Here is a 13,557-nt window from a genome sequence, read left to right as displayed (position 1 = left end):
TGCGAGGCTCCAAACGGGGGTGTTCCGTGAATGTCCGAAACGGTCTATGACGTTCTCATCGTAGGCGCTGGAATCATCGGAGCGACGCTCGCGAGGGAATTGTCGGCATACGCGATGAAGGTCGCCGTCATCGACAGGGCCTCCGACATCCCGTCGGGCGCGAGCCGCGCGAACAGCGCCATGATCCACGCGGGGTTCGACGATCAGCCGGGGACGGTGAAATCCCGCTTCTGCGTCCCGGGCAACCGTCTCTACCACGAGCTCGCGGAACCGCTCGACATCACACTCCTCGAGTGCGGTTCGTATGTCTGCGGCTTTGGCGACGGAGACCTGAAAATCCTCCGGAACCTTCTCGACCAGGGGAAGCGCAACGGCGTTCCGGAGCTTTCGATCGTCGACGGCGACGCGCTCCGCTCGCGGGAGCCGAACGTCTCGCCCGGCGTCCGCTTCGCGCTGCACGCACCGACGGGTGCCATCGTCAACAACTTCGAAGCCGTTCTCGCCTTTATTGACAACGCCCAGCAGAACGGCGCGGAACTCTTCCTCGAAACGGAACTCCGCGGCATTCTTCTCTCCCCCGACGGATCGGAGGTCGAGGGCGTCGTGACCAACCGCGGGACGATGCGTGCGCGGACGATCGTCAACGCCGCAGGCGTCCATTCGGACACCGTCGCGAAAATGGCCGGAGACGATAGTTTTTCGATCACCCCGGTCAGGGGCGAATACTATCTCTTCGACAAGAACTCCGACGGACTCGTCCGGTCATTCCTCTTCGCCTGCCCGACCCCCGAGAAGGGAAAGGGCGTCACTGTCGCCCCGACGGCCGAGCGCAATCTCCTCATCGGCCCGACGTCGACCGTCCAGCAGAGCAGGGAGGACACGTCGACGACCGCGGCCGGACTCGCGGAAACGCTCGCCGACGCGCGACGTCTCGTCCCGGGAATTCCGCTCAACATGGCGATCACGACCTTCTCCGGGCTCCGCGCAAACGCTGACTCGCAGGACTTCATCCTCGACGTCGTCCGACGACCCCTCGGCTTCGTGAACGCAGCCGGGATCAAATCCCCCGGACTCACGAGCGCGCCCGCGATCGCCCGACATATCGTCGACCTCATGAAAGAAACGCTCGGTCGCCGCATCACGTTCGCGCCGAACACCGCATTCGTCCCGGAACGGAAACACATCCCCCGGTTCGAATCGCTCCCGTTCGGGGAGAAGGCGCGCCTCGCGGCGGACGATCCGCGCTATGCCCAGATCGTCTGCCGCTGCGAAATGGTGACCGAGGGGCAGGTCGTCGAGGCCATCCGCCGGGGAGCGCGGACCGTGGCGGGCATCAAGATCTGGACGCGCGCCGGAGCGGGGCGCTGCCAGGGAGGATTCTGCTGTCCGCGCGTCATCGACATCCTCGCCCGGGAGCTCGGCGTCTCCCCGGAGGAAATCACGCGGCACGGCGGACACTCCCGATACCTCGTCGGCAAGACGAAGGACTACTGGTTCAGGGAGGCATCCCGATGAACGACATCAGAGTCGACGTTGCGGTCATCGGCGCAGGTCCCGCGGGCGTCGCTGCGGCCATCGGTGCGAGAGAGGCGGGTGCGCGGGACGTCCTCGTCCTCGAACGGGACTGGGATCTCGGGGGCATCCTCCAGCAGTGCATCCATCCGGGATTCGGCCTCCATACGTTCAAGGAGGAGCTCACGGGACCGGAGTTCATGCACCGGTGGATCGGACGTGCCCATGACGCGGGCGTCCGCTTCATGACGAACTCGATGGTCTTCGGAATGAGATCCGACGGCAGTCTCGACGTCATGACTCCCGGACGCGGGGTCTTCCGGGTCATCCCGGGGGCGACCGTGCTCGCGATGGGGTGCCGCGAGCGCCCGATCGGGGCGATCAACATCCCGGGGAGCCGACCGGCCGGAATCTACACGGCGGGGACGGCGCAGCGATTCGTGAACATGGAGGGTTTCATGCCGGGACACAGGGCCGTCATCCTCGGTTCGGGCGACATCGGCCTCATCATGGCCCGCCGCCTCGTCTGGGAGGGAGCGCGCGTCGAAGGCGTCTTCGAACTCATGCCGTGGGCCGGCGGATTGCGGCGCAACATCGCCCAGTGCATCGACGACTACGGAATCCCCTTTTATCTGAAACACGCCGTCACCCGCGTCCACGGACAGGACCGCCTCGAAGGGGTCACCGTGTCGCAGGTCGACAACCGTCGCGCCCCCGTCGCGGGAACGGAGCGGTTCGTCCCCTGCGACACGCTGCTCCTCGCCGTCGGCCTCATCCCCGAGAACGAACTCTCCCGGATGGCGGGGATCGCCATCGATCCGGTCACGAACGGCCCGGTCATCGACGAGATGTACCAGACGTCGCTTCCGTCCGTTTTCGCGGCCGGGAATGTCGTCATCGTCTACGATCTCGCCGACTGGGTCAGCCAGGAAGGGTTCGCGGCGGGGCGCAACGCGGCGCTCTATGCCGCCGGATCGCTCCGGGCGCCCCGGCGGAGGATCGACATCCGGGGAAGCAGCATCGTCCGTCTCTTCTCGCCCCAGTTCATCACGGGAGAGGGCGACGTCACGGTCTACTTCCGCGTCGCGCGTCCGATCGAGCGGCACTGCCGCGTCGTCGCGGAGCACGGGCTTTTCTCCCAGACGCGCCGCTACGTCCGCCCCGGCGAGATGAACGAAATCCATCTGACCCGCGACGACCTCCGGAGGTTGCCGGAAAGCGTCACGAGCGTCACGATCGACGTCGTGGAGGCATGATTCCGATGGAACAGCGGGTTCTGAACATGATCTGCGTGGGGTGCCCGGTCGGATGCGACCTCAAGATCACCGTCGACGGGAAGGAACTAATATTGGTGGAAGGGAACGGGTGTCCCCGGGCGCTCGCGTTCGCAAAGGCTGAGATCGCGAACCCGGTCCGCGTCTTCGCGACGACGGTCCGCGTCTCGGGAGGGAAACTCCCGGTCTGCCCCGTGCGAAGCCGGGAGGCCGTTCCGAAGGGTCGTCTCTTCGACATCTCCCGCAAAATCGCGCGACTCGTCGTCCCAGCCCCCATCGTCGTCGGGCAGGTCATCGCGGCGGATGTCTGCGGCACAGGCGTCGACATCATCGCGTCGCGCACCCTCGAGGCGGCCGGAAACCCCGAGTGACCGGCCGCCCGCTGGGTTGGCCACGGTTCAGCTTGTCCTGTCCCGTTTCGCGTAGAGATTGACTACCGCGAAGATCGAAGTGCCCGTGATCAGGAGGAACGAGATCGCGTTGATCACGGGGGTCGATCCGTCGCGGACCTGCATATACATGTTGATCGGCAGCGTCGCCTGCGACCCCACCGTGAAGATGGTCGTGTTGAAGTTCTCGAACGACATCAGAAACGCGACCGCCGCCCCGCCGATGATCGACGGGCGGAGATACCGGAGCGTGATGAACCACAGAACCTCCGCCCGGTTCGCGCCGAGGTTGTAGGCCGCCTCCTCGAGCGTCCGGTCGAATTTTCTGAGCCGCGCGGAGACGACGAGCGCCATGATCGTCGAGATGAACGACGTCTGCCCGATGACAACGAGCCAGAAGCCCGGAACGAGCCACGTCACGTAGACGCCGAAGAGGTTCTCGATCGCGACTCCCACCGTATTCGCGAACATCAGGATCGAAATGCCGAGGATGACTCCGGGGATGACAAGCGGCGCGATCATGAGGAAATACAGCGCGCTCTTGAACCGAAAATTCTCCTGTTCGAACAGGAACGCGGCGCAGGTGCCGAAAAATGTCGAGAATACGGTCACGGCAAGCGCGACCCGGAATGACGTCGCGAGGCTGCGCAGGTTTGTCTCGTCGTGGAAGATGCCGTACTTCTGCGGACCGTCCCCGAAGAACCAGTCGAGCGTGAACCCCTCCCACGGCAATGACGGGAACATCGAGTCATTGAACGCCAGAACCATCGTCACGACGAGCGGCGCGAACAGGATGAGGAAATAGACGACGACGAAGAGATGGAACGAGCCCCTGTAGGCCTTCGACGACGGCAGCGAGCGGATCATTTGACCACCTCCCGCAGGCCCTGCCCCGTGAGCCTGAGCGCTCCCCAGATGATCAGCGAGGAAAGAACGAGCAACAGGAAACCGAACGCAGCTCCCTGATTCCAGTTGAAATAGAGGATGATCTGATTGTAGATCTGTTCGGTAAACCAAAGCGAGTTCTTGCCGCCCATCAGGTTCGGCGTGAGATAACTCCCGAGAACGAGCATGAAGACGATGATGCCGCCCGAAACCAGTCCCGGAGTGCAGTGAGGAATGATGATCGTCCGCCAGATCGCGGCCTTCGACGCTCCGAGATCACAGGCGGCTTCGATGAGCGAGTCGTCGAGCGCATCCATGACCCCGATGACCGGAACGACCATGAACAGCATACTCGTGTAGACGAGCCCCATGACCATCGCGACGTCGTTGTACAGCATCTCGACGGGCTGCCGCAGCAGGCCGGCGGAAACGAGCAACCTGCTGACCACGCCGCTTTCACGCAGCAGTATGATCCATCCGTACACGCGGATGAGCTCGCTCACCCAGAACGGAACGAGGACGAGAACCATCAGGAAGCCGCTCATCCGGACGTGGGCGACCTTCGTGATGTAGAACGCGACCGGAAGCGCGACCACCATTACGATGAAAGTGACCACAATCGAATACAGTGCCGTCCTGACGAACGTCAGCCAGTAGATCGGCTCGTTGAAAAAGGCCATGTAGTTGCCCAGCGTGAAACCTTCTCCCTGAGACGTCGTGAAGGAGAGCCGAAGGAGTTCCAGGTGCGGCAGGACGATCAGGAGCAGCAGCCAGAGCGCCACAGGCAGGAAGAAAAAAAGAAAGCCCCAGTTGAACCGACCGCTATTTCCCATCGTAGAGCTTCCAGTCGCCCTTCGCGAAACACAGGGCCGTGGATACGTCCCAGCCGATGCGAATATGGTCGCCGACGCCGATATGATCGTACTGTCGCGTCTGCGGCAGCATCACGACAAGCTCGTCATCCGTCCCTTCGGGCGATACCAGGAGACGGCTGTTCCCTCCGTCGAAGAGAATCGCCTTCACCTCGACCGGAAGCGAATTGAATCCCGACTGCGACTCGTCCGGATTGATCACCACGGCCTCCGGGCGGACGAACATCTCGCACGCGGCGCCCTCCTCTCCATGACAGCAGTCCCCGGAGAGACGGAAATCGAATCCCCCGGCGTACCGGGCGACCGGCGTTCCGTCCGGATCCCTGCGGAGCGTCACGCCGAGCCTGTTGTTGCTCCCGACGAACTGGGCGACGAACGATGACGTCGGATGATGATACAGCTCCTGCGGCGTCCCGATCTGTTCGAACGTCCCCCTGTTCATCACCGCGACCCGGTCGCTCATCACCATGGCCTCGGACTGATCGTGCGTGATATATACGAACGTCGTCCCGACCTTGGCCTGAAGCGTCTTGAGTTCGATCTTCATGTGTTCCCGCAGCTTCGCGTCGAGAGCGCCGAGCGGTTCGTCGAGCAGGAGAACCGTCGGTTCGAGCACGAGACACCGCGCGATCGCGATGCGTTGCTTCTGGCCTCCCGAGAGCTGAGCGATCTGCCTGGGACCGGAGTCCGGCAGTCCGACCCGTTCCAGAACATCCCGGACCTTGCGTTCGACGACGGCGCCCTTCTCTCCCCGCCTCCGCAGACCGAACGCGACATTTTCGAAGACATTCATCATCGGGAAGAGCGCGAGATTCTGAAATACCAGATTCACGGGACGCCGGTTCGGCGCCCTGTCGCCCATATCCTCGCCGTTGAAGAGGATCGTGCCGTGATCCTGCCTGTAGAAGCCCGCAATCATCCGCAACAGGGTCGTCTTGCCGCAGCCGGATGGACCCAGGATCGAAAAGAATCTTCCGTCCTCCACGTCGAACGAAACGTTGTCAACCGCCGTGAAGTCGGCGAATCGCTTCGTGAGGTTCTGTACGGAGAGTGCAATGCGCATTGACCGGTCACCTCAATCGAAACCACCGGCGATCATGGAAACGATTCGCCGGTGGTTGTGTTTGTGACGACTCTGTGACGGTTCTGTTTCCGCTATCTGGCTGCCTTGACCTTGTCGAGCGTCTTCCCTTCCATCTCCTCGACGCCGTCCGGAACGGTCGGATACCAGTTGATCTTCGCCAGAACCTCGGACGGAAGGCCGCGGGTGAAGTTGGCCTTGATGTCCGGGGTCAGGAAGTTCACCGCGTTCTTCGACGCCGTCCCGTAGGTCTCGCGGTTCGTGAAGAACGCCGCGTTCTCGGGCTTCAGCATGAAGTTGATGTACGCGTACGCGCCTTCGAGGTTCTCGGAACGCGCCGGAATCGCGAACGTGTCGACCCACCCGAGAGCGCCGCTCGTCGGGGCGATGTAATCGATGTCGGGGTTCTCGGCGTGAAGCTTCCACCCTGCCTGCTCCCACGCGGACGCGGCCCAGACCTCACCCGAACGGAGCAGCTGAAGCAGCTGGTCGCCGTTATCCCAGTAGGTCTTGACGATCGGTTTGCCGGCGATGAGCTTTTTTTCCATCTCGTCGAGGAACTTCTGGTACCCGACCTTGTCGCCATAGAGCGCGAAGGGGTTGTGTCCGAGCGAGAATCCGATACCGATGAGCGAGGGGCGCTTCAGTCTGTAGGAAACGCGGCCCGTATACTTCGAATCGAGGAGGTCCTTGAAATCCTTGATGTCGGGAGCCTTCGCCCTGTTGACGACGAGTCCCTCGGTGCCGTAGACGTGGGGAACCGCGTAAGACTTTCCGTCAACCAGAGTATTGGCCTTGACGGCCTTGAGAAGCGAGGGATCGATCTGTTTTTCGTCGATTTTCGAGTAATCGACCGGCTGGTAGATCTTGTACTGTTTCACGACCGAGGATATACGGTCCTGCGAGGGTTGCGCGAGGTCGAATCCGCCGCCGCGGGTCGCGCGGAGCTTGCTGATCATCTCTTCGTTGTTGCTCAGCGTCACCTCGACCTTGTACCCCGTCTCCTTCGTGAACTTGTCGAGAAGCTCCTGCGGCGCGTACCCCGACCAGGTGATGACGCGAAGGACAGGGTTTTTCGGCGCGGCGTCCGACGCCTGAACGGACATCGTGCACGTCAGCGCAGTGAGGACAAACAGTACGAGCAGAAATCTCTTCACTTTCTATCCCTCCCCAGGATTTTGGCGATAGATCGCACTTTCTGTCGTTCCTTGTTCCGGACTTTGGACCGTATATCGTTGACCCCACGATTTCAGATTCTAGTGTCAACCGATGATCGCGTCAACAAAGCCGCCTTCCGGAAGCGTATCGCGTACGTAACGATATCCCGTCGCGCAACGACTCCGTCGCCCCGGCACTTGCACTCCCGAGGTCGAAACGGACTGCCGCCTCCAGACTTCCGAAACGTTCCGGATGACATGTGAGGATCAGAATCTGCATGTTCGCGGCAGCATCTTCGATGATTCCGAGAATGCGCGAGAAACGGACCGAGTCCGTCGCCATGAAGGTATCGTCGAGCACGAGGAGCTGTCTCCCGTCGCCCCCAAGGCATGACGCGAGCGCCATCCGGACCGCGAATCCGAGCTGTTCCCGCTCCCCTCCCGAAAGGGCGTCGAGTTCCACCTCGTTTCCCGACTCCGAAGGGACGAATGCCGCCGGAGCCAGGGATTCTCCGAGAATCAGCGCCCCGGACGGAGCCCCGCAGATACGCGAATAGATCTCAGTGGCCCGAGAGCTTGCTGCCCGAGTCACGACGCCGACCATTTCGGACCGGCAGGATTCGAATGCGTCATGAAGCAGGCGAATCGAAGCCATCGTCCGTGCGTCGCTCCTTTTTTTCTCTTCAAGCCGTTCGAGTCTCTCCGCCATGCCGGCAAGAGCGGAATACAGCCCTCGCGCGGAGAGTCCGTCGAGTTTCGCGCTTTCCCGGATCAGCTCTTCGTTCGCCGCCCGACAGGCGCTCTCCATCGCGCGAAGTCCTTCCCTCTTCGCGCGAAGCGAATTCACGGGATTCTCTGCGAACCCGCCGAGCCTGTTGCGGAACACTTCCACCCGCGCCCGCGCAGCATCCCACGCCATCAGGAACCGTGACAGCTCCGATTCCCGCTCGTCATGTGTCTTGCCGTCGCTCTCGAGCTCCGCGAGGCGTTTTTCGCCATCTTCGAGTCGTTCCCGGTCGTTTTTTATCCTTTCCAGAGATGTCGCCAGAAGAGATTCGGCCTCCATGAACAGCGTCTTCGCGCCATCCCGGCGCTTCAGAGCCTCCGAGGCCCGATCCGAGGCGGCCAGCTTCCCGGAACGCGTCTCCTGGAGATTCGATCCGAAGTCGGACGACGCTTCGTTCCACCCTTCCGTGCCGCCGTATCGCCCTCGGATCTCGTCCATGTCCGATTCGAGCCGCGAGCGCCGACTCCTGAGCCCATCGAGCGACTCGCCCGCGAGAATCGCGTCGAGCGCCGCGCCGTCTCGCTCGATGTCCCTTTCGATCGATGCCCCTTTCTCGAAAAGTTCCTCAAGGTCCGCGAGTTTCATCGTTCCATAAGGGCTGACAAGCTCTCGAAGCAGCAGCTCCGTCTTCCGAACATCCAGGCGGGCTTCATCCGCGGAGTCACAGGGACCGAACGCGCGAATGCTCCCGAAAGACGGAACGGTCACACGAACCTCGGGCGCCCCACGCAGCACCGAAAGCGCCCCTGCCCTGAACGTGACAGGACCGGTCCCGTCACCGGCCTCGACATTTCCCGGGACATCTCCGACGGGGGTTATTTCGAGCGTGATCAGGGACGACTCGAACCGGAACATCGCCTTCTCATAGGCGCCGAATGCCTCTCTGATCCGTTTCATATCGACAGCTGACGGGAATACCTCCTCCGTCATATCCCTTCTGTGAACTTCCAGAGACGCAGCGGCTGTCGCGGCCGTCCCGATGCGACCGTCGAGGGAAGCGAGCCGTTCCTTCAAATCGCGAAACATCGTCGCATCCATCGCGCGATGTTCGAGGGCCTCGGCCCTTCGGAGGTCCTCCCTCGCGGATCCCAGGCTGGTCTCCGCGGCGGCGAGGTCTCCGGCGAGACGCTCCCGGTCCGCCTCCAGTTCCGGAATCCGGCTCAGCTGGGCAGATATCCTCTCCCGCAGCGAATCCCTCTCTCTGCGCGCTGCCGAAATGCCGTCAACGTGTGCCTTGAGACGCCTGTACTCGGACTCCGCCATCTTCGCTTCCGCGGTCTTCCTCTCGAGTTCCAGCCCGAGTTCCTCATATTCTCTCGCCTTCGACTCGAGGGCTGCCACATCGTCACGCGCCATCCGAATCTCGCTCTCCCGGCGCTCCAGCGACTCCGCGAGCCGTCGAACCGTCTCCGATGCCCTTTCCACGTCGGCATACTCCGCCCTCGCCAGTTCCAGATCGCTCCTTGCGACCGCTATGGCATCGTCACAGGACAAGACCGGAGATCCCGACCTGATCCTGCCCGTCGGCGTGAAATACGTCTCATAGAGCTTTTGCAGCTTTTCTCCGACACCTCTCGTCCGACTATCGATCACCTGCTCCGAAAGAGACTGCCGAATATCGTCGATGATGTTCCCGGAAAGCGCCCCAGGGTCCGGCCGTCCCTGCGGAGCCCACAGAACCTGAAGCACTCCCCAGTGCTCCGGGCGCGACAGTCCTTTTTTCGGGGCATCCCGCGTAAAGAGTCCGCGCGTCATTACGTCGGCCTTTGGTCCTTCGGCAATCGGTCGAAAGGTTCCACTTTCAAGTCGTTCGAGAATCGACTCCGGTCTGTCGAGGAAAGTTTTCCTGACCCGGTATCGCTGCCCTCCGACGCTGAACTCGACCTCCACCCGCGGAGACAGGTCACGCCCCCAGGGGCGCAACCGCGAGACATCCTCGCCCTTCGTATTGTGGTTGTCCATCAGCGCACATCGCAGTGCCTCGAACAACGTCGATTTTCCCGTCGCGTTGGGGGCATGGAGAATATTCAGACCATCCGAGAAGGGACCGACTTCGTTCTCTCCAAGAAAACAGCGCCAATTGCCGACCCGGATCGAATGAAGAATCATCCGTTCGCCTCCGCGACGAGCGCATACAGCTCCACGAGGGCCCTCATTCTCACTTCCCGGGCCTCACCCGAATCCCTGATACGCCGCGCGACTTCGCGAAGCACCCCGGGAGGAAGTTCCTCGATCCACAGGTCGTCCCCGGGCGCCGGCGCTAGCTCCGAGTCGTCGATACGGTTCCAGAGGAACCGTGACGTCGCGATGTTCGAGATGTGTTCCATTTCTTCCCTTCCGGCGGGCGTGAGATATCCGGAAAGACGCACGAAGAGGAGAGTTCTGTCCGTGTCGCCGAGCGCCTCGACTCGCGCGCGGAGGGCCCGGAGATCCTCGGGCGACGCGATGCGTTCGTCGAAAGACGCCCATTCGAGCCCTCCCGTGCGGACCGGAGTGACTACCGGAGGTCGTCCGGGACCTTCGATATCGACAATGAGGACATTGCCGCTATCCCGCTCCCCGAAGGCCGTCTGTTCGTGAGTTCCGGAATAGGCGGTTCTCGAATCGCCGATCACTCCGAAGGAATGCCAGTGGCCGAGGGCGAGATACTCGAGTCCCGAGCGCGTTGCCGCATTTCTCGGGATCGGGTGGTCCCACTCGCCGATGGGGGCGCCTTCGACCGAACCATGCGCGACTCCGATACGCACTCGTCCGTCGTTTTCCGCATGAATCCAGGCGGTCGGGTCCTGCGAGGAATTTTTCTCGCGAAGCGGGCAGGGAAAGATCGACGCCTGAGGCAATTCGAACGGGGCGCTCTCCGTCATGATGGTCACATTGGACGCGGCTTTCCAGGAACGATGTTCCCACACCGACCCCGGAACGAGAGGGTCGTGATTTCCGGGAACGACATACACGGGACAGTGGGCGCTTCCGAGGACATCGGCCACCTTCTGGACCAGCGAGCGGTCGACCGCGTTGTCCTCGAAGAGGTCTCCGGCTACGAGAATGAAGTCCGTTTCGTGCTCGCGGGCCGTTGCGATGACCCGTCGGGCGGCGGCGATACGCTCGTCGCGTATTCGTTCGCTTTTTTCGCCGAACCCCGAGAGTTTCATCCCCATCTGCCAGTCGGCCGTGTGAAGCAATCGAACCATGCGACTCCCTCCTGACATTTCCGCGACAGTCCCGTCGTAGGAACGCGCGCATCCCGGAACATCGCATTTGTGACTATATCACCCGAAGAGGTTCTTCGACCAATGGGTTTCGGCAATTTTCGCACGAAGTCCGACGAATTCCTCCCGATCTTCCCTCACCAACATGCATTCGAGAAACATCTTGTGATTAAAATGAGAACATATACATAACCCCGAATAAGAGGTAAAAATACAATCCGGATAGCGTTGCGTGTGTCTCGCGGCAATGTATGACCCAACGGGCGCCGGAAAGGCGCTCCGGGGATTTTTCATTCAGGGAGGTCCCGTTCATGAGTCTGGAGTTCGACGAGCAACTTTCGCACCTTCAAAAGCCTTCGCGCGATTATACGAACCGGTGGGTGAGCACGATCGAGCCCGTGTCCAACCCCGGCCACTACAGCCACAACCGCTGAGAGGCGGGAGCGATGCCCTACGAACGATTGTTTCAGAAAGGCAGGATCGGAAACCTGACAATCCGGAACAGGGCGGTCATGACCGCTATGGCCACCGACTTCGCCATGCCCGACGGCGCGGCGTCGATGCGCCTGATCCGTTATTACCAGGAACGGGCCAAAGGCGGCATCGGGCTCATCATCAACGAATACACCGGAGTCGACCATGTCACCAGCATCCCCGCCCTCTTTCATCTGAGAGCGTCCTCGGACGTCCATGTCGCGGGGCTGGAAATCCTCGTCGACGCCGTCCACGCCTGTGGAGCCTGTATCTTCGCCCAGCTCCACCACGCGGGAAGCACATCGAAAGCGGCGTTGACCGGCATGCAGGCGCTCAGCGCAAGCGACGTCCCCATCGCTCCCGGGGCACCGGCTCCGCGAGCGATGACCGCCGAGGAGATCCGGGATGTGCAACAGAAGTTCGTCGACGCCGCAGTCCGTTGCCGGAAGGCGGGATACGACGGCGTCGAACTTCACGGCGCCCATTCCTACCTGATCGGGCAGTTCTTCAGCCCCTACTACAACAAGAGAACCGACGAGTACGGCGGCAGCTTCGAAAACCGGATGCGGTTCATCTCGGAAATCATCGACGGGATCCGGGCAAAACTCGGGGGGCGCTTCCCTATCTCCGTGCGGATCAACGGCGACGAGATGACGCCCGATGTCCCCGCGACTCTGAACCTCGATGACGGGCTCAAGATCGGCCTGTTCCTGCAGAACAAGGGAATCGACGTCCTGAACGTCAGCAACGGCAGCGGACTCAACCCGAACGCGAACTGCGACCCGTACTCCTACAAGCCCGGCTGGAAGAAGCACGTCGCGAAAGCCTTCAAGCAAGCGCTGAAGATCCCGATCATCGCAACCAATACGATCAAGGACCCCGACTTCGCCGAGCAGCTTCTCGAAGAGGGCGTCTGCGACTTCGTCGGGCTCGGACGCTCCCAGTTCGCGGACCCGGAGTTCATGAACAAGGCGAAAGCGGGCCGGGCGGACGAGATCCGTCCGTGCATCGGCTGCATGGTTTGCAGGGAGCGCCTGATCGCCCAAGGGATGACGGTGGTGTGCGCGGTCAATCCGAGGATGGGACGCGAGCACCTGTACTCGGACTTCAAAAGAAACGGAGCGAACCGCGCGATCTGCGTCGTCGGCGGCGGCCCCGCCGGCATGGAAGCCGCCCGCGTCCTCGCAGAGCGCAGGTTCCGCGTGACGCTTCTCGAAAAACAACCCGTACTGGGAGGCGTCCTGAACCTTGCGGACAAGCCGCCCCACAAGGAACTCATCACCCGGCTCACCCAAGCCATGATCCGGCAGATCGAGGTCCTCGGCGTCGATATCCGATGCGGTGTCGAGGCGACTCCCGAAATGCTCAGGAATCTCGCTCCTGAAGCCGTGTTCGTCGCCACGGGCGCGAAGCCGATCGTTCCGAGACTCCCCGGGATCGAACGGACGAACGTCCATCTCGCGGACGACATCGTTTCGGGCAAGGCGAAGGCGGACGGGAGGGTCGCCGTCATCGGCACTGGGATGACCGGACTCGAGACCGCGGAAATGCTTGGAGCAATGGGGTGCAAGCTGACGCTCGTCGAAATGCTGCCGGAGATCGGACCGGGGATATTCCCGGTGATCCGAAACGACATCCTCGGCAGGATCATGGCCTTCAAGCCCGACTTTTTCGCAGGCCAGAGACTCGTGGAGGTCCTTCCCGGGTCCATCAGGATGCGGAAATCGGACGGCTCCGTGATGGAAACGCAGGTCGACCACGTGGTCCTGTCGCTGGGCATTGCACCTGACCCCGCGCTCGTTGAGTTCTTTGAATCCATCTGCGGCCGCGTCGTTCCTATCGGAGACGCGGCGCAGGCCGGACGCATCTACGAAGCGACCAAAGACGCCTTCGACAAGGCGTACTGTTTCGATTAGG

11 protein-coding genes are annotated in these 13,557 nt (G+C 62.0%); 5 read left to right on the top strand and 6 right to left on the bottom strand.

The genetic code is table 11. From position 1 onward, the window contains the following. Positions 1–30 precede the first annotated feature (30 nt). From ACZ5IU_RS13190 to ACZ5IU_RS13180, 3 genes are read left to right on the top strand one after another with little or no spacing between them, the layout of a single operon-like run. Positions 31–1,515: an FAD-dependent oxidoreductase gene (locus ACZ5IU_RS13190; RefSeq protein WP_464418071.1), complete on the top strand. Its 1,485-nt coding sequence runs from the start codon at positions 31–33 to the stop codon at positions 1,513–1,515. Continuing rightward, on the top strand, positions 1,512–2,768 hold the full coding sequence (locus tag ACZ5IU_RS13185) for an NAD(P)/FAD-dependent oxidoreductase (RefSeq protein ID WP_464418069.1): 1,257 nt from the start codon (positions 1,512–1,514) through the stop codon (positions 2,766–2,768). Before ACZ5IU_RS13190 ends, ACZ5IU_RS13185 begins: the two co-directional genes overlap by 4 nt. 5 nt (positions 2,769–2,773) lie before the next feature. Then, a complete protein-coding gene (locus ACZ5IU_RS13180) occupies positions 2,774–3,157 on the top strand; it encodes a DUF1667 domain-containing protein (RefSeq protein ID WP_464418067.1) in 384 nt (127 codons plus the stop codon). 27 nt (positions 3,158–3,184) lie between these two features. Here the strand turns inward: ACZ5IU_RS13180 and ACZ5IU_RS13175 are convergent, their stop codons facing one another. From ACZ5IU_RS13175 to ACZ5IU_RS13150, 6 genes are all read right to left on the bottom strand, one after another. Next, positions 3,185–4,042 (bottom strand): ABC transporter permease, encoded by an 858-nt coding sequence (locus tag ACZ5IU_RS13175; RefSeq protein WP_464418065.1) that lies wholly within the window; start codon positions 4,040–4,042, stop codon positions 3,185–3,187. After that, on the bottom strand, positions 4,039–4,893 hold the full coding sequence (locus tag ACZ5IU_RS13170) for an ABC transporter permease (protein ID WP_464418063.1): 855 nt from the start codon (positions 4,891–4,893) through the stop codon (positions 4,039–4,041). Before ACZ5IU_RS13170 ends, ACZ5IU_RS13175 begins: the two co-directional genes overlap by 4 nt. Next, positions 4,883–5,995, bottom strand: a complete 1,113-nt coding sequence (locus tag ACZ5IU_RS13165; protein WP_464418061.1) for an ABC transporter ATP-binding protein — start codon at positions 5,993–5,995, stop codon at positions 4,883–4,885. The genes ACZ5IU_RS13170 and ACZ5IU_RS13165 overlap by 11 nt, the downstream gene beginning before the upstream one ends. A 92-nt stretch (positions 5,996–6,087) precedes the next feature. Next, positions 6,088–7,170 (bottom strand): extracellular solute-binding protein, encoded by a 1,083-nt coding sequence (locus tag ACZ5IU_RS13160; protein WP_464418059.1) that lies wholly within the window; start codon positions 7,168–7,170, stop codon positions 6,088–6,090. Between the two features lie 121 nt (positions 7,171–7,291). Then, positions 7,292–10,066: an AAA family ATPase gene (locus ACZ5IU_RS13155; protein ID WP_464418057.1), complete on the bottom strand. Its 2,775-nt coding sequence runs from the start codon at positions 10,064–10,066 to the stop codon at positions 7,292–7,294. Continuing rightward, positions 10,063–11,148, bottom strand: a complete 1,086-nt coding sequence (locus ACZ5IU_RS13150; protein ID WP_464418055.1) for a metallophosphoesterase family protein — start codon at positions 11,146–11,148, stop codon at positions 10,063–10,065. The genes ACZ5IU_RS13155 and ACZ5IU_RS13150 overlap by 4 nt, the downstream gene beginning before the upstream one ends. Before the next feature lie 329 nt (positions 11,149–11,477). Between ACZ5IU_RS13150 and ACZ5IU_RS13145 the strand changes: the two genes are divergently transcribed. Together ACZ5IU_RS13145 and ACZ5IU_RS13140 are read left to right on the top strand one after the other, a co-directional pair. Beyond that, complete coding sequence (locus ACZ5IU_RS13145) at positions 11,478–11,600, top strand: hypothetical protein (RefSeq protein WP_464418053.1); 123 nt, start codon at positions 11,478–11,480, stop codon at positions 11,598–11,600. Between the two features lie 12 nt (positions 11,601–11,612). Then, a complete protein-coding gene (locus ACZ5IU_RS13140) occupies positions 11,613–13,556 on the top strand; it encodes an oxidoreductase (RefSeq protein ID WP_464418051.1) in 1,944 nt (647 codons plus the stop codon). Position 13,557 lies beyond the last annotated feature (1 nt).

It is taken from the genome of Lactivibrio alcoholicus, assembly GCF_055390895.1.
This window is presented reverse-complemented; position numbering and strand designations above follow the sequence as displayed.